14 protein-coding genes are annotated in these 16,876 nt (G+C 70.6%); 1 reads left to right on the top strand and 13 read right to left on the bottom strand.

The window, feature by feature from the left end:
- Positions 1–75 precede the first annotated feature (75 nt).
- A complete protein-coding gene (gene pgl / locus OHT74_RS28720) occupies positions 76–858 on the top strand; it encodes a 6-phosphogluconolactonase (RefSeq protein WP_266999994.1) in 783 nt (260 codons plus the stop codon).
- 80 nt (positions 859–938) lie between these two features.
- Here pgl and pgi read toward each other — a convergent pair whose 3' ends face one another.
- From pgi to OHT74_RS28655, 13 genes are all read right to left on the bottom strand, one after another.
- Complete coding sequence (gene pgi / locus OHT74_RS28715; protein WP_328623413.1) at positions 939–2,594, bottom strand: glucose-6-phosphate isomerase; 1,656 nt, start codon at positions 2,592–2,594, stop codon at positions 939–941.
- Between the two features lie 152 nt (positions 2,595–2,746).
- Positions 2,747–3,082 (bottom strand): RNA polymerase-binding protein RbpA, encoded by a 336-nt coding sequence (locus tag OHT74_RS28710; RefSeq protein WP_008741068.1) that lies wholly within the window; start codon positions 3,080–3,082, stop codon positions 2,747–2,749.
- A gap of 187 nt (positions 3,083–3,269) precedes the next feature.
- Complete coding sequence (secG, locus tag OHT74_RS28705; protein WP_266668175.1) at positions 3,270–3,491, bottom strand: preprotein translocase subunit SecG; 222 nt, start codon at positions 3,489–3,491, stop codon at positions 3,270–3,272.
- 151 nt (positions 3,492–3,642) lie between these two features.
- A complete protein-coding gene (gene tpiA / locus OHT74_RS28700; protein WP_328621797.1) occupies positions 3,643–4,419 on the bottom strand; it encodes a triose-phosphate isomerase in 777 nt (258 codons plus the stop codon).
- A 6-nt stretch (positions 4,420–4,425) separates the two neighbouring features.
- Positions 4,426–5,637, bottom strand: a complete 1,212-nt coding sequence (locus tag OHT74_RS28695) for a phosphoglycerate kinase (protein WP_328621796.1) — start codon at positions 5,635–5,637, stop codon at positions 4,426–4,428.
- A gap of 144 nt (positions 5,638–5,781) precedes the next feature.
- A complete protein-coding gene (gene gap / locus OHT74_RS28690; protein WP_266668169.1) occupies positions 5,782–6,789 on the bottom strand; it encodes a type I glyceraldehyde-3-phosphate dehydrogenase in 1,008 nt (335 codons plus the stop codon).
- Between the two features lie 231 nt (positions 6,790–7,020).
- Positions 7,021–9,975, bottom strand: coding sequence for a M14 family metallopeptidase (locus OHT74_RS28685; RefSeq protein WP_328621795.1), 2,955 nt, complete (start codon positions 9,973–9,975; stop codon positions 7,021–7,023).
- Between the two features lie 144 nt (positions 9,976–10,119).
- Positions 10,120–11,109, bottom strand: coding sequence for a DNA-binding protein WhiA (whiA, locus tag OHT74_RS28680; RefSeq protein WP_266668165.1), 990 nt, complete (start codon positions 11,107–11,109; stop codon positions 10,120–10,122).
- The gene (locus OHT74_RS28675; protein WP_266668163.1) at positions 11,100–12,164 is read right to left on the bottom strand and encodes a gluconeogenesis factor YvcK family protein; all 1,065 of its coding nucleotides are present in this window, start codon (positions 12,162–12,164) and stop codon (positions 11,100–11,102) included. The genes whiA and OHT74_RS28675 overlap by 10 nt, the downstream gene beginning before the upstream one ends.
- Positions 12,161–13,108 carry an RNase adapter RapZ gene (gene rapZ / locus OHT74_RS28670; RefSeq protein ID WP_266633636.1) on the bottom strand — a complete coding sequence of 316 codons (948 nt, stop codon included), beginning with the start codon at positions 13,106–13,108 and terminating at the stop codon, positions 12,161–12,163. Before rapZ ends, OHT74_RS28675 begins: the two co-directional genes overlap by 4 nt.
- 32 nt (positions 13,109–13,140) lie before the next feature.
- Positions 13,141–15,177 (bottom strand): excinuclease ABC subunit UvrC, encoded by a 2,037-nt coding sequence (uvrC, locus tag OHT74_RS28665; RefSeq protein ID WP_328621794.1) that lies wholly within the window; start codon positions 15,175–15,177, stop codon positions 13,141–13,143.
- Between the two features lie 285 nt (positions 15,178–15,462).
- Positions 15,463–16,260 carry a hypothetical protein gene (locus OHT74_RS28660; protein ID WP_328623412.1) on the bottom strand — a complete coding sequence of 266 codons (798 nt, stop codon included), beginning with the start codon at positions 16,258–16,260 and terminating at the stop codon, positions 15,463–15,465.
- 5 nt (positions 16,261–16,265) lie between these two features.
- Positions 16,266–16,868 (bottom strand): papain-like cysteine protease family protein, encoded by a 603-nt coding sequence (locus OHT74_RS28655; RefSeq protein ID WP_266668159.1) that lies wholly within the window; start codon positions 16,866–16,868, stop codon positions 16,266–16,268.
- Between the last annotated feature and the right edge of the window lie 8 nt (positions 16,869–16,876).

Below are 16,876 nucleotides of genomic sequence, written 5' to 3'. Positions count from 1 at the left end.
GGCGGGGTGGGGGAAGGCCCCGCGCAGCGGCATCGGCACCCACCCGCACAACCGACAAGGCGGCAGCACATGGGTATGACGACTCCCCAGGTCGTCGTCCACCGGGACAAGGAGCTGATGGCCCAGGCCGCAGCGGCCCGGCTCATCACGAAGATCGTCGACGCCCAGGCGGCCCGCGGCAGCGCCTCCGTCGTCCTGACCGGCGGCCGCAACGGCAACGGCCTGCTCGCCGCACTGGCGGCCGCGCCGGCCCGCGACGCCGTCGACTGGGCCCGCCTCGACCTCTGGTGGGGCGACGAGCGGTACGTCCCCGCCGACGACCCCGAGCGCAACCACGTACAGGCCCGTGAGGCCCTCCTGGACGCCGTCCCGGTGGACCCGGCACGCGTGCACGTCATGCCGGCCTCGGACGGCCCTTACGGGGACGACGTCGATGCGGCGGCGGACGCGTACGCGGAGGAGCTGCGGCGGGCCGCGGGTCCGGAGGACCACGGTCCGGTGCCGCGTTTCGACGTGCTGATGCTGGGCGTGGGCCCGGACACGCACGTGGCCTCGCTGTTCCCGGAGCACCCGGCGGCGCGCGAGACCGAGCGCACGGTGGTCGGCGTCCACGGCGCGCCGAAGCCTCCGCCGACGCGGGTCTCGCTGACCCTCCCGGCGATCCGGGCGGCCCGGGAGGTCTGGCTGCTGGCGGCCGGCGAGGACAAGGCGGGCGCGGTGGCGATCGCACTCGGCGGCGCCGGGGGGATCCAGGCCCCGGCGGCGGCCGCGTACGGGCGTTCCCGCACGCTGTGGCTCCTGGACCGCGCGGCGGCCGCGAAGCTCCCGTCGTCGATGTACCCTCCGGCCTCGGCCTGACCCGTACGGCCACCGTACGTACGAAGGGCCCGCCCCCCTGCCGGGGAGCGGGCCCTTCGTACGTCGCGACGCCTACCGGATCAGCCGCGGCCTCGCAGCCCGCGGTACGCGGCCACCAGGGCCTTCGTCGAGGCGTCCAGCCCCGGCACGTCCGCGCCCTCGGTCAGCGCCGGCTCGACCCGCTTCGCCAGGACCTTGCCGAGCTCCACGCCCCACTGGTCGAAGGAGTCGATGTTCCACACCGCGCCCTGGACGAACACCTTGTGCTCGTACAGCGCGATCAGCTGGCCCAGGACCGCCGGGGTGAGGTCCTGCGCCAGGATCGTCGTGGTGGGGTGGTTCCCCTTGAAGGTCTTGTGCGGGACCAGGGGCTCCGGTACGCCCTCCGCGCGGACCTCGTCCGCGGTCTTGCCGAACGCCAGCGCCTGCGTCTGCGCGAAGAAGTTCGCCATCAGCAGGTCGTGCTGGGCCGCGAGCTTCGGCGGCAGTTCACCGATCGGCCGGACGAAGCCGATGAAGTCCGCCGGGATCACCTTCGTGCCCTGGTGGATCAACTGGTAGTACGCGTGCTGCCCGTTGGTGCCGGGCGTGCCCCAGACGACCGGACCGGTCTGCCAGTCCACCGGCTTGCCGTCCCGGTCCACGGACTTGCCGTTGGACTCCATGTCCAGCTGCTGCAGGTACGCCGTGAAGCGGGAGAGGTAGTGGCTGTACGGCAGGACCGCGTGCGACTGGGCGTCGAAGAACGCGCCGTACCAGATCCCCAACAGGCCCATCAGGAGCGGTGCGTTCTGCTCCGGGGGCGCCGTGCGGAAGTGCTCGTCCACCGTCCGGAAGCCGCCCAGCATCTCCCGGAAGGAGTCCGGCCCGATCGCGATCATCAGCGAGAGCCCGATCGCGGAGTCGAAGGAGTAACGCCCGCCGACCCAGTCCCAGAACCCGAACATGTTGGCCGGATCGATGCCGAACGCGGTGACCTTCTCGGCGTTCGTCGACAGCGCCACGAAGTGCCGTGCCACGGCCGCGGCGTCACCGCCGAGACCCGCCAGCAGCCACTCCCGCGCCGACTCGGCGTTGGTGATGGTCTCGATGGTCGTGAACGTCTTGGAGGCGATGATGAACAGCGTCTCGGCCGGGTCCAGGTCCCGTACGGCCTCGTGCAGGTCGGCGCCGTCCACGTTGGACACGAACCGTACGGTCAGGGCGCGGTCGGTGAACGCGCGCAGCGCCTCGTACGCCATCGCCGGGCCCAGGTCGGAGCCGCCGATGCCGATGTTGACCACGTTCTTGATGCGCTTGCCGGTGAAGCCGGTCCACGCCCCCGACCGGACCTGGTCGGCGAAGGCCGCCATGTTGTCGAGGACGGCGTGCACCGCGGGGACGACGTTCTCGCCGTCCACCTCGACCACCGCGTCCTTCGGCGCGCGCAGGGCGGTGTGCAGGACCGCCCGGTCCTCGGTCGTGTTGATCTTCTCGCCGCGGAACATCGCCTCGCGCAGCTCGGCCACGCCCGTCGCCGCCGCGAGCTCCCGCAGCAACTCCAGCGTCTCGTCGGTCACCAGGTGCTTCGAGTAGTCGATGTGCAGGTCCCCGACCCGCAGCGTGTAGCCCGTGCCCCGGTTCGGATCCGCCGCGAACAGCTCTCGCAGATGCGTCTGCCCCAGCTCTTCGCGGTGCTTGCCGAGTGCCAGCCACTCAGGCGTCCGGTTGAGCCTCGTCCTGTTCTCTGCGTTCATCTCGGACATCAACCCGTTTCTTCCGTCCTGTCGTGCCCCGCCGATCACCAACCTAAGGGATCGGAAGGGACGCAACGCACGCAAAGGGGCCCGGCCCGCTGGAGAACAACTCCTGCGGGCCGGGCCCGATGTCACACCGTCACTCTTGCGTTTCAGATCTCGCCGCGGAGCTTGGCGAGCGCCTCGGCGAGGATCGCCTCGCCGTCGGCGTCCGTGCGGCGTTCCCGTACGTACGCCAGGTGCGTCTTGTAGGGCTCGGTGCGCGGCGGCGCCGGCGGGCTGTCCCGGTCCTGGCCGGCCGGGAACCCGCAGCGCGGGCAGTCCCAGGTGTCCGGCACCTGCGCGTCGCTGGCGAAGCTCGGCTGCGTCTCGTGCCCGTTCGAGCACCAGAAGGAGATGCGCAGGCGGGGCGCGGACTCGCCGCGCTCGGCCTCACCCATCGGCCCCGCTCCGACCCGACTACCACGGATCGCGTTGCCACTTGCCACGGTCGTAACTCCCTGCGTGATGGTGCCGCGAAGCGTGAGTGGATTCCGCTGCGGGCGCCCCAGTCTACGTAAGGCCCAACGCACGTCCAGCAAATGGAGTTACTCACTCCAGGCCGCGGACGCCGTCCTCATGATAGGCGGGGCGGAGCCGACCGGACCGGCTGAATGGCCAGAACCGTCGGCTTGCCTACTTCAGCAGAATGCCGAGCGTCATGATGCAGGCGAACCAGAGCAGACCCACCACGACGGTGATGCGGTCCAGGTTGCGCTCCGCGACCGAGGAGCCGCCGACCGACGACTGCATGCCGCCGCCGAACATGTCGGAAAGGCCACCGCCCTTGCCCTTGTGCATCAGCACGAGGAGCATCAGCAGGCCGCTGAAGACGATCAGGGCGATCGAGAACCCCATAATCACGGCTGATTCCTACTTTCTGGCTTTTCTGGCTTTCCGGCTCTGCTGGATGTGCGCGGGGGCCAGTGGCTGGTGGTTCAGCCTCCTGGCCCCCGCAAGGGTACGACGGATCCGTCCTACCGCCTACTCGCTGCGACGATCACGCAGCTCACTGGTCGCGGAACCGGACGATCTTCACGAACTCGTCCGCGTCCAGCGCAGCGCCGCCGATCAGAGCGCCGTCGACGTCGGGCTGGGCCATGATCGCCGCGATGTTGCCGGACTTCACCGAGCCGCCGTACTGGATGCGGACCTTGTCGGCCAGCTCCTGGGAGTACAGCTCGGCGAGGCGGCCGCGGATCGCCCCGCAGACCTCCTGCGCGTCGTCGGGGGTGGCGACCTCGCCGGTCCCGATCGCCCAGACGGGCTCGTACGCGATCACGATGGACTCGACCTGCTCGGCCGGGACGTCCTTGAGTCCGCCGTCGACCTGGGCCAGCGTGTACGGGACCTGCTGTCCGGCCTTGCGGATGTCCAGGCCCTCGCCGACGCACAGGATCGGGGTGAGCCCGTGCCGGTAGGCGGCCTTGACCTTGGCGTTGCAGAGCTCGTCGCTCTCGCCGTGGTACTGGCGGCGCTCGCTGTGGCCGACGGCCACGTACGTGCACTTCAGCTTCGCGAGCATCGAGCCGGAGATCTCGCCGGTGTAGGCGCCGGAGTCGTGCGCCGAGATGTCCTGGGCGCCGTACTTGATCTTCAGCTTGTCGCCGTCGACCAGGGTCTGGACCGAGCGCAGGTCGACGAAGGGCGGCAGGACCGCGACCTCGACGGCGTCGTAGTCCTTGTCGGCGAGCGCGAAGGAGAGCTTCTGGACGTGTGCGATGGCCTCGAGGTGGTTGAGGTTCATCTTCCAGTTGCCCGCCATGAGCGGGGTACGCGTGGTCATACGGGTTCAGACCTCCAGTGCGGCGAGCCCGGGGAGCGTCTTGCCCTCGAGGTATTCGAGGGAGGCGCCGCCACCGGTAGAGATGTGGCCGAAAGCGTTCTCGTCGAAGCCGAGCGTGCGCACGGCCGCGGCGGAGTCGCCACCACCGACGACGGTGAAGGCGTCGCTGTTGACGAGGGCCTGCGCGATGGCGCTGGTGCCTCCGGCGTAGTCGGGGTGCTCGAAGACTCCCACGGGACCGTTCCAGAAGACGGTCTCCGCGTCGGTGATCTTCGATGCGTACAGCTCACGGGTCTTGGGACCGATGTCCAGACCCTCCTTGTCGGCGGGGATCTTGTCCGCGTCGACGGTCTCGAAGACGGCCGGGGCCTTGGTCTTCAGGTCCGGGAAGTCCGCCGAGGCCAGGATGTCGACCGGGAGGACCAGCTCGACGCCCAGCTTCTCGGCGCGCGCCATGTACTCCTTGACCTTCTCCACCTGGTCCTTCTGGAGCAGGGAGATACCGACCTCGTAGCCCTTGGCGTAGAGGAAGGTGTACGCCATGCCGCCGCCGATGAGGATGCGGTCGGCCTTGCCGAGCAGCTGGTCGATGACGGCCAGCTTGTCGGAGACCTTGGCGCCGCCGAGGACGACCACGTACGGGCGCTTGACGTCGGCGGTCAGCTTCTTCAGGACGCCGACCTCGGTGGCGATCAGGTACCCGGCCACGTGCGGGAGGCGCGCGGGCAGGTCGAAGACCGAGGCGTGCTTGCGGTGGACAGCGCCGAAGCCGTCGCCGACGTAGATGTCGGCGAGCTCGGCGAGCTGGTCCGCGAAGGCGCCGCGCTCGGCGTCGTCCTTCGAGGTCTCACCGGCGTTGAAGCGCAGGTTCTCGATGACGGCGACCTGGCCGTCGGCGAGGGCGGCGACGGTCGACCTGGCGGAGGCACCGACGGTGTCGGTGGCGAACGCGACGTCCGCACCGAGCAGTTCACCGAGCCGCTTGGCGGCCGGGGCCAGGGAGAAGGCCGGGTCCGGGGCGCCCTTGGGGCGGCCCAGGTGCGAGGCGACGACCACGCGGGCGCCGGCTTCGGCGAGCTTCGCGATGGTCGGCTGCACGGCACGGATGCGGCCGTCGTCGGTGATCGTGTCGCCCGAGAGCGGCACGTTCAGGTCGGCGCGGACGAAGACCCGCTTGCCGGCGACGCCTTCGGCGAGCAGTTCGTCGATCGTCTTCATGTGTTTCTACTCCTTATCCCCATACACGGGTTCTGCCGGTGCGGGGCCGATCGGTCGAGGCAGACAACAGGGCCCGTGCAGCGCTCCATCGCGCTGACCGGACCCTGTTCTCACATCTTGGTGCCTAGCCCTGCTACCTGAGACTTAGAGCTGGCCGCCGACGAAGACGGTCAGGTCGACGAGGCGGTTGGAGTAGCCCCACTCGTTGTCGTACCAGCCGACGACCTTGACCTGCGTACCGTCCTGAACCATGGTCAGGGAGGAGTCGAAGGTGCAGGAAGCCGGCCAGTTCACGATGTCGGAGGAGACGATCGCGTCCTCGGTGTAGTCGAGGATGCCCTTGAGCTGACCCTCGGCGGCCTTCTGGAAGGCTGCGTTGATCTCTTCCTTGGTGGTCTCGCGGGAGAGCTCCAGGACGAGGTCGGTGACCGAGCCGGTCGGGACCGGGACGCGCATCGCGATGCCGTCCAGCTTGCCCTTGAGCTGCGGGAGGACCAGCGCGGTGGCCTTGGCGGCACCCGTCGAGGTCGGAATGATGTTCTCGGCGGCGGCGCGGGCGCGGCGCAGGTCCGAGTGCGGGAAGTCCAGGATGCGCTGGTCGTTCGTGTACGCGTGGACCGTGGTCATCATGCCCTTGACGATGCCGAAGTTCTCGTCGAGAACCTTGGCCATCGGCGCCACGCAGTTGGTGGTGCAGGAGGCGTTGGAGATGACGTGGTGGTTGGCCGCGTCGTACTTGTCCTGGTTGACGCCCATCACGATGGTGATGTCCTCGTCCTTGGCCGGAGCCGAGATGAGGACCTTCTTCGCGCCCGCGGCAATGTGCTTGGCGGCGTCGGCCTTCTTGGTGAAGATGCCGGTCGACTCGATGACGATGTCGGCGCGGAGCTCGCCCCAGGGCAGGTTCGCGGGGTCGCGCTCGGCGAACGTCTTGAAGGTGTTGCCGCCGACGGTGATGGTGTCGTCGGTGTGGGAGACCTCGGCCTTGAGGCGGCCCAGGATGGTGTCGTACTTGAGCAGGTGCACCAGGGTCGCGTTGTCAGTCAGGTCGTTGACACCGACGATCTCGATGTCCGCTCCCTGCTCAAGGAGCGCCCGGAAGTAGTTGCGGCCAATTCGACCAAAACCATTGATGCCTACGCGGATCGTCACGAACCGATCTCCTCGTTGGTGCGCCGGTAAGTCCGCCGGCGAGCTGTATGGGATGTCCCCGACCGCTTACGACCCTACCTCTCCGTGAGCTCTTGAGTGACATCGGCCGGGACCTGACACTCCCTCTGCCACATGGGGGGACCGTGGCCGGAGCCCCGTACCGTGCACTCGGTACGGGACCCCGGACCTCGGGCCGTCGTCACGCAGCGTGAGCGACGGGGGCTCGTATGATCAGTGGTGTAGCGACCTGAGCGCCTTACCGACGAGTACGGCTCGGTCCGCCGCCGCCGGCAGGTGTTCGAGGCCGAAGCCGAGGAGCACCGTGTTACGCGTAGTGACCGACGCGTACGACTTGAACAGCTCCCCGGACCGGGACCAATCGCCCGCAACCGCGGGGCTTCCGGCAGGTGCACTCTGAGCGGTCCAGGCCCCCAGCGAGGTCTCGAATCCCTCCACGGCCTGGTCGGCCCCGCCGGCCGAGACGCGCGCCTCGTCCGCGAACACGCCCCGGCCGCCGGCGCCGCCGTCCGAGACGTACGAGAGGGAGACCTCGACGGTCTTGCCCGCGTACGCGCTCAGGTCGAAGGAGACCTGCTTCCAGCCGTCGGACGAGCCGGTGAAGCTGTTCCAGGAGCCGCTCGTGCCCTGGGCGGCGCAGCCGGCGCTGTCGAGGGTGAGGTAGTGGCGCAGGAACGGGTGGCCGTTGACGAAGAAGCCGGCCTCGCACTCCGTCGGGACGGCGGTGCCGCTCAGGCCGCCCGCCTCGGGCAGCGTGGTCCAGTCCTCCGCGCCGGCCGTGTGGGCCTCGAGCACCGCGTGGTCGTAGCCCTGTTCGGTGTTCCAGTTGAGGGCCATCTTGAGCTGCGGCTTGTCGGCGGCCGTGACCTTGGTCAGATCGACCGTGCGGGTCAGCCGCTTCCACTCGTCGTCCTCGTGGGTGGCCGCGGCCATCCCGGCGCCGGAGTAGGGGGCGTACGGGTTCACGACCCCGGCGTACTGGCCCGCCTGCGCGCTCTTGAACTGCGGGAACTGCGCCGCCGGCAGGGAGTCGGAGGTGACCGCGTAGGAGCCGGGGGCATTGAACGGGTTGCCCGCCGCGTCGCCCAGGCCGCCCTTGGCGCCGACGAGGGCACCCGTACCGGTGAAGCCGGTGGCTCCGCTCGCACTCGTACGGCTGTAGGCGCCGAGGTAGTACTGGCTGAAGTCGTCGGTCACGGCGCGGCCGACCTGGGCGTTGCCGCCCGCGAGCTCGCCGGCCTCGATCAGCTTGCCGCCCTCGTTGAGGAAGTCGCGCACGGCGAGCTGGGTGTCGCCGCCGGGCGTCTTGGCGCCCGTGTAGTGCACGGCCGTACGGAAGTGGGACAGCACGCCGAGGTGGTGCGGGACGCCCTGCACCGCCACGTCCCAGACCGCCGCGGACTTCCCGTTGGCGCGCAGGGCGTCGACGTACTCCTGCGCATGCTGGGCCTTGGCGCCCTCCTCCGCGATCACCAGCACGTCGGCCCGCGGCCGCGCGGCCACCGTGTACGTGAAGTGCTCGCTGGAGACCTGTTTGCCGGAGCGGTCGCGGCCGGTGAACCAGACCTCGACCTTGTCGCCGGGCCTGGCGCCGTCGACCTTGGCCCGGTACTCGTCGAACCAGTTGTTGTCCTCGCCGCCGTAGACGTCGCCGCCCTTCCAGGCCTTGAGCCCGTCGTCGTGCGTGCGGCCGCCGTTGATGCGGAACTTGAGCTGCTTGTCCTTCAGCGCCTTGCGGGCGGTGACGGCGACCGTCTGGTCCTCGCCCTTGGCCACGTAGGAGGTGGTGAAGGGGTCCGGGGTGAAGTCCGCGGCGCTCAGGCCCACGGGGGACTTCGGCTGGTCCGGGTGGGCGGCGCTCTCGCCGACGGCGAGCGCGAAGGAGATGTTCTTCGCGAACTCCGCCTGGATGAGCTTCTCGTCGTCCGGGAAATTGAAGCCGGACCGGCAGTCCTCGGGCTTCCACCGGTCGTTCGGGTCGCTCGCGGAGGCCGTCTGGCAGGTGGTCATCTCCGGCGTGAACATCATGACGCCGTTGACGTTGGCGGCGTGGCCGTCGGCCTCGCCGTTGGTGGTGTAGAGCTCCGAGGAGACCTGCGGGTAGTAGCCCGGGATCGCGGAGTTCTCCGGGGTGCCGGCGAGGGCCTTGTAGGCGACGTCGTCCGGGGTCGGGGTGGCCACCTGCCAGCCCACGCCGTAGAGCAGCAGCTCGGCGGCGGAGTGGTAGTTGATCGCGTACTTGAAGCCGATGCGCTTCTCGAACTTGTCGAGGGCGACGGTCTCCGGCTCGGAGGACGCCTTGGTGCCCCGGTAGGTCTCGCTCGACTGGTTCGGTGAGGAACCCTCGTTGTCGTAGCCCCACTTGTAGGCGAAGTTCCGGTTGAGGTCGACGCCGTCACCGGTGGTGATCTTGCCGTCGCCGTTGTTGTCGTGCAGGTTCTTGCGCCACAGCCGGTTGCCGTCGGGGGAGTGCGTGTAGTCGTACCCGTCCGGGTTGGCGGACAGCAGGAACCACAGCTCGGTGGAGTCCACCAGCTTGGTGATCCGCTGGTCCTTGCCGTAGTTGTCGAGGGTGTGGTGCATCAGCCGCCGGGTCATCTCCGGAGTGATCCACTCCCGGGCGTGCTGGTTGGACATGTAGAGCACGGACGGCTTGTCGCCATCCTTGGCCGTGCGGGCGTTCTTGGTGACCTTCAGGGCGAGGATGTCCTTGCCCTGGACGGTCTTGCCGATGGAGACCACCTTGGCGAGGCCCGGGTTGGCCTGGGCGGTCTTGAGGATCTCCTCCTGGAGGCCGCCCTTGCCGCTGTACGGGCGGAAGACCCCGTCGCCGGCGGCCTGGGATCGGGCCGCGCCCGCGGGGACCTTGTGCTCGGCCAGCTTGACGCCACGGCCGGCGAGCTCCTTGGCCTGGCCGCCGGTGAGGAACAGCTCGACCTTGGCGGTCCCGGTCTCCGGGGCGCGTTCGGTGAGCTCGTGGGCGTCCTGGCCCGCGGCGAGGAGGAGCGGGATCTGCTCCTTGGTGACGTCCGCGTCGTAGACCCGTACCTCGTCGGCGCCGGGTGCGGCGTCCGCTGCGGGCAGGGCGTGGGCCGCCGGGAGGACGGCCAGTGTGGTTCCGAAGACGAGTGCGCTTGCGGCGAGGATCGATCTCGCGCGGTGCCTCATGTGCCCCCCTGGGCGTCGTCTGCCACGAAAGCGTTCGGACGACAGGCTCACGATCAGGCGATGCTCATGTCAATGGGGCGTGTCTCAAAGGGGCCCGCACGTGTGACGTGCGGGCCCCCTTGCGGCGTACGGGACGAGGCGCGGCTAGCCGGCCATGTTGTCGGCCAGGTCCTCGCTGAGGTTGCACTCGGTGCCCGGGATGCCGAGGTCCTGGGCCCGCTTGTCGGCCATCGCCAGCAGGCGGCGGATCCGGCCCGCGACCGCGTCCTTGGTCAGCGGCGGGTCGGCGAGCGCGCCCAGCTCCTCGAGGGAGGCCTGCTTGTGCTCCATGCGCAGCCGGCCGGCCGCGGCGAGGTGCTCGGGCACCTCTTCCCCGAGGATCTCCAGGGCACGCTGGACCCGGGCTCCGGCGGCCACCGCGGCCCGCGCCGAGCGGCGCAGGTTGGCGTCGTCGAAGTTGGCGAGGCGGTTGGCGGTGGCGCGCACCTCGCGCCGCATCCGCCTCTCCTCCCAGGCCAGCACCGACTCGTGCGCACCGAGCCGGGTCAGCAGGGCGCCGATGGCGTCGCCGTCGCGGACCACGACCCGGTCCACCCCGCGCACCTCGCGCGCCTTGGCGGCGATGGAGAGCCGGCGGGCGGCACCCACCAGGGCCAGGGCGGCCTCCGGACCGGGGCAGGTCACCTCCAGGGAGGAGGACCGGCCCGGCTCGGTGAGCGAGCCGTGGGCCAGGAAGGCACCGCGCCAGGCCGCCTCGGCGTCGCAGGTGGCCCCGGAGACGACCTGCGGGGGGAGACCGCGGATGGGACGGCCGCGGCCGTCCACGAGGCCCGTCTGGCGCGCCAGCTGGTCGCCGCCGGCCACGACCCGGACGACGTACCGGCTGCCGCGGCGCAGGCCGCCGGGAGCCATGACCACCAGGTCCGACGAATGGCCGAAGATCTCCAGGATGTCCTTGCGCAGGCGTCTGGCCGCGATCCCCGTGTCCAGCTCCGCCTCGATGACGATGCGGCCGCTCACCAGGTGCAGCCCGCCCGCGAACCGAAGGATCGCCGAGACCTCCGCCTTCCTGCAGCAGGTCCGGGTGACGGGCAGGCGGGAGATCTCATCCTTCACCGCAGGCGTCATCGCCATGGGCCGATCCTTCCATGCATCCGAAAAATACGGTCGTACGCGGCGGCGAGCAGCTCCGGATCATGCTTCGGAGAGCCGTCTTCCCTGGCAACCGGCGCCAGCTCGACCGCGGCACCGAACCGTTTTGCGGCATCGGCGAGGGACTCGCGGTCGGGCACGGCGGCCTCGTCGGCCAGCACCACGTCCAGGGCGAGTTTAGGGGCGTGTCGGGCCAAAACCTCCAAATGACGCTGCGGAGAGAAGCCCTCTGTTTCACCGGGCTGCGGCGCGAGGTTCAGCGAGAGGACCCGCCGGGCCTTGGTCTCGATCAGCGCGTCGAGCAATTCCGGCACCAGCAGGTGCGGGATCACGGAGGAGAACCAGGATCCCGGACCGAGCACCACCCAGTCCGCGTCCAGGACCGCCGCGACGGCCTCCGGCACGGCCGGCGGATCGCCGGGCACGACCTGTACGGAGAGCACCTCGCCGGGGGTGGTGGCCACCGTGGCCTGCCCCCGGACGGTGTCGACCTCGCCCGGGCGGGTCTGATCGTGGCCGCGGACCAGCGCCTGGAGCTCCAGCGGCACCGCCGACATCGGCAGGACGCGGCCCTGGGCGCCGAGCAGTTTCCCGACCAGGTCGAGGGCCTGGACGGGGTCGCCGAGCTGTTCCCACAGGGCGACGATCAGCAGGTTGCCGACCGCGTGCCCGTGCAGATCGCCCTCGGACTGGAAGCGGTGCTGGATGACCCGGGCCCAGGTCTGGCCCCAGTCGTCGTCCCCGCACAGCGCGGCCAGCGCCTTGCGCAGGTCGCCGGGCGGCAGTACGCCGAGCTCCTCCCGGAGCCGGCCGCTGGAACCGCCGTCGTCGGCGACGGTGACCACCGCGGTGAGGTCACCGGTGATGCGGCGCAGGGCGGCGAGGGAGGCCGACAGGCCCTGGCCGCCGCCGAGCGCCACCACCTTCGGGGTGGCTCCGCGCCGGCGGCCGGAGCGGCCGGAGCGGCCCGCGCCGTCCTCGCCCCGTCCCGGGGTGAGGCGGCGCAGGCGGCTCAGCCGCGGGGTCCGTGCGGTCACTCGCGCCCCATGTCCCGGTGGACTACGACGGTCTCGACTCCCTCGGAGGCGAGGCGGGCGGCGAGCTTCTCGGACATGGCCACGCTGCGGTGCTTGCCGCCAGTGCAGCCGACCGCGATGGTCACGTACCTCTTGCCCTCGCGGCGGTAGCCGGTGGCGATGAGCTGGAGCAGCTCGGTGTAGCGGTCGAGGAACTCCTTGGCGCCGGGCTGGCTGAAGACGTAGCCCGACACCTCCGGGTTGAGGCCGGTGAAGGGGCGCAGCTCGGGGACCCAGTGCGGGTTCGGGATGAAGCGGCAGTCGACGACGAGGTCGGCGTCGACGGGGAGGCCGTACTTGTAGCCGAAGGACATGACGGTCGCCCGCAGCTCGGGCTCCTCGTCGCCCGCGAACTGGGCGTCCATCTTCGCGCGCAGCTCGTGCACGTTCAGGCTGGAGGTGTCGATGACCAGGTCGGCGTCGCCGCGCAGCTCGCGCAGCAGGTCGCGCTCGGCGGCGATGCCGTCGGTGATGCGGCCGTCGCCCTGGAGGGGGTGCGGGCGGCGGACCGACTCGAAGCGGCGGACCAGCGCGTCGTCGGAGGACTCCAGGAAGACGATGCGCCGGGTGACGCCCTTGCTGTCGAGGTCGGAGAGGGACTCGCGCAGGGCGTCGAAGAACTGGCGGCCGCGGACGTCGACGACGACGGCGATGCGCGCCACGTTGCCCTGCGAGCGGGCACCGAGCTCCACCATGGTGGGGATCAGCGCCGGCGGGAGGTTGTCGACGACGAACCAGCCGAGGTCCTCCAGACACTTGGCCGCCGTACTGCGGCCGGCCCCGGACATCCCGGAGATGATCACCAGCTCGGGGATGGCCGCCTCGGCGGTGTCTCCGGGCTCCGCTGTCGTGCCGGTACTCACCTGTGCTCCGTCTCGGTCGTGCTCGGTCGTGTGGTCGGTCATCTCGCCGGTCGTCTGCTCGGTCTCGCGCTCGGTCATTGCTCGGTCCCCCGTTCGGACGATGTCCCCCAGCTGCCGCTGGGAGGTGCCCCCACCCGCGGGGGCGGGGTCTCATCCTCAATGATCTCTCCTGTCGCCGTGTTGACGGCAGGACCGGCGGGAACCGACCGGGCGAGCGCCGCGGCCACGGTCTCGGCCGTCTTACGGCCTATGCCCGGGACCTCGCAGATCTGGTCGATTGTCGCCTGTCTCAGCTTTTTCACCGAACCGAAGTGCTTGACCAGGGCCTGCCTGCGGCTTTCCCCGAGACCGGGCACCTCGTCGAGCGGGCCCGCCTTGAGCCGTTTTCCGCGCTTGTTCCGCTGGTACTGGATGGCGAACCGGTGGGCTTCGTCACGTACCCGCTGGAGCAGGTAGAGGCCCTCGCTGGTGCGGGGCAGCACGACCGGGTCGTCCTCGCCGGGCAGCCAGACCTCCTCCAGCCGCTTGGCCAGCCCGCACACGGCCACGTCGTCGATGCCGAGCTCCTCCAGGGCCCGCTTCGCGGCGGCCACCTGCGGCTGCCCGCCGTCGACCACGACGAGCTGGGGCGGGTACGCGAAGCGCTTGGGCCGCCCGTCGTCCTCGGCGAGCGGGTCCTCCCCGTCCTCCGGGGACCACTCCCCCGTCTTCAGCTTCTCCTGGAGGTACCGGCGGAAGCGCCGGGACACCACCTCGTGCATGGACCGGACATCGTCCTGCCCCTCGAACGACTTGATCTGGAAGCGCCGGTACTCGCCCTTGCGCGCCAGCCCGTCCTCGAAGACGACCATCGAGGCCACCACGTCGTCGCCCTGGAGGTGCGAGATGTCGAAGCACTCGATGCGCAGCGGCGCGCTGTCCAGCTCGAGCGCCTCGGCGATCTCCTCCAGGGCCCGGGAGCGGGTGGTGAGGTCGCTCGCGCGCTTGGTCTTGTGCAGGGCCAGGGACTGCTGCGCGTTGCGGTGGACGGTCTCCATCAGCGCCTTCTTGTCCCCGCGCTGCGGAATGCGCAGGCTGACCAGGGAACCACGCCGCTCCGCGAGCCACTCGCCCAGCGCGGGCGCGTCCTCGGGCAGCGCCGGAACGAGCACCTCCTTGGGCACGCTCTCCCCGCTCTCCTCCCCGTAGAGCTGCTGGAGGGCGTGCTCGACCAGCCCGGCGGTGTCCACGGCCTCCACCTTGTCGGTGACCCAGCCGCGCTGCCCGCGCACGCGCCCGCCGCGGACGTGGAAGATCTGCACGGCCGCTTCGAGCTCGTCCTCGGCGACGGCGATGAGATCGGCATCCGTGGCATCGGCGAGGACGACGGCGTTCTTCTCCATGGCCCGGCGCAGCGCCCCTATGTCGTCGCGCAGCCGGGCGGCCTTCTCGTACTCCATCTCCTCGGCGGCCTCGTGCATCTGCCGCTCGAGCCGGGAGAGGTACGTCCCGGTCCGCCCTGCCATGAAGTCGCAGAAATCCTCGGCGAGTTCGCGGTGCTCCTCGGGGGTGACCCGGCCGACACAGGGCGCGGAGCACTTGCCGATGTAGCCGAGCAGGCAGGGCCGGCCGATCTGCGCGGAGCGCTTGAACACCCCGGCGGAGCAGGTCCGCACGGGGAACACCCGCAGCATGAGGTCGACGGTCTCGCGAATCGCCCAGGCATGCCCATAGGGCCCGAAGTACCGCACACCCTTCTTCTTGGGCCCCCGCATGACCTGAACCCTCGGGTACTCCTCGTTCATCGTCACGGCGAGGGAGGGGTAGCTCTTGTCGTCCCGGTACTTGACGTTGAACCGGGGGTCGTACTCCTTGATCCAGGAGTACTCGAGCTGCAGCGCCTCGACCTCGGTGGAGACGACGGTCCACTCGACGGAGGCGGCCGTGGTCACCATGGTGGCGGTACGGGGATGCAGCCCGGCGAGGTCCTGGAAGTAGTTGGCCAGCCGCTGCCGCAGGCTCTTGGCCTTCCCGACGTAGATCACCCGGCGGTGCTCGTCGCGGAATCGGTAGACACCCGGGGAGTCGGGAATCTGCCCCGGCGCGGGACGGTAGCTGGAAGGGTCGGCCATGCCAACCACCCTACTTCCGCCCACCGACAACCCCCGTACACCGTGCCCACCCCAGCCCACCCCACCCCGCCGGCGTTCGAGGCGCGGGGGCGTGGGGGCCGGCCCCCGCCAACGGCGCCGCACCCGCACGGGGGTCCGGGGCGCAGCCCCGGTTGGGGGCACCTCCCAGCGGTAGCCGGGGGAGGGAGAAGGGCGGGGCGGGGAGCACGCACCCGCAGGGCCCGGACGGCCGGCGGGCCGCCCGGGTCCTGCCGGCCGCGCCCCGGCGGGCGCGAACCCGACGGGTCAGGCCATCGCGCGGCCCCGCCGCGACCGCCGCACGGCGACCACCCCGAGCGCCCCGAGCGCAAGACCGCCCGCGACGGCCCCGGCCGCTACCGGCGTGCCCCCGTCGTCGGCGGACGCCGAGTAGCCACCCGCCTTACCCCCCTCCGCATACGCCGACCCCGGCAACTTGTCCCCGTACGCCCGCGTCACCCGCGACCGGTACGCGGCAAGGCTGGTACCCCCCGCCCCGACGGCACGCTCGGCATCCTCGTCCAGCGGCAGCACCCGGCTCCCCCCGGCCACGTACCAGGCGTCGATCTGCGGTTCCCGGAACACCGTCCCGCCCGGCAGCTTCGCGGAGCCCATCTGCGCGTAGCGGAATTCGTCGTCGCCGGTGGCGATGTTCACGACCTGCCACCCCGCATCGGTCCGGGCGGTCCACAGCGCGGCCTGCTGCCCGTCCGAGGAGACCGCCTTGGCGGCGAGGAACTCCAGCCGGGCCACGCTTGCCCCGGCCTTGCCCGCCACGAAGTCCGGGGACAGGTAGCTGACCGGTATCACCTCGCCCTCGACCCGCGGCCGGGCCGCATCCGGCGCGACCTTGCCCTCGCGGGCGAAGAAGCGGGAGAGCGTGGCCAGGGTGTCGGGGGCGGCGGCCGCCTGCGCGGCTGCGGCCCTGGTCTCGGCGGTGACGGACTGCGGCTGCGGTACGGGGGCCGCCGAGGCCGGCGGGGCCGCTACGCCGACGAGGGCGACGGCGGTCGCGGCGAGAACCGCGGCAGCGGCGCGCTTGGTCATGACGGTCACGGCGGTCATGGCGGTCACGCCCCGATCCGGTAGAGCGAGTGGGTCCAGGAGAAGGTGCTGTTGTCCACGTACCAGGCGTGCGAGGCCCAGTTGTAGCGGTCGCTGGACGGCCACGGATCGCCCCAGTAGACCCAGCTGTTGGCCGTGTCGTAGCCGTAGATGACGTGCATGTGGCCGCCGCCGTCGGACCACTGGATCCGGGTCTCGACCGGCCGGTTCGCGTCGATCTCGCTCTGCACGGTGGTGTAGCGGAGCCAGCCGTTCACATACGAGCCGGAGTTGATGCCGGCCCAGTTCAGGGCGGTCTGGACGTTGCCGAGGGTGGCTTGGCTGTTCGGGCAGTCGTAGCCCTGCTGACGGTTGAAGGCGGCGTTGCAGAACTGGTTCTGGGTGTAGTTGCGGCCGAACCAGGTGGCGATGGTGTTGCCGCTCGCGGCCCAGCACCAGTTGGTCTTCTGCTGGGCCTGCATGGTGATGTTCAGGCGCTTGTACGCCAGGGCGGAGTCGGTGCCGGCATCGCTCGTGGGGGCAGCGGTGGCGGCAGCGGTGGGCAGGGCGAAGAGCACGGCGGTGAGGACGGCGGCCAGGGAAAGCCGCCGCCGGTTTCGGTTGCGCATCGCGTTCC

This window comes from Streptomyces sp. NBC_00354, from assembly GCF_036106915.1.
Classification (GTDB): domain Bacteria; phylum Actinomycetota; class Actinomycetes; order Streptomycetales; family Streptomycetaceae; genus Streptomyces.
The sequence above is the reverse complement of the archived record's forward strand: the minus strand, read 5'-3'. Positions and strand labels throughout refer to the sequence as shown.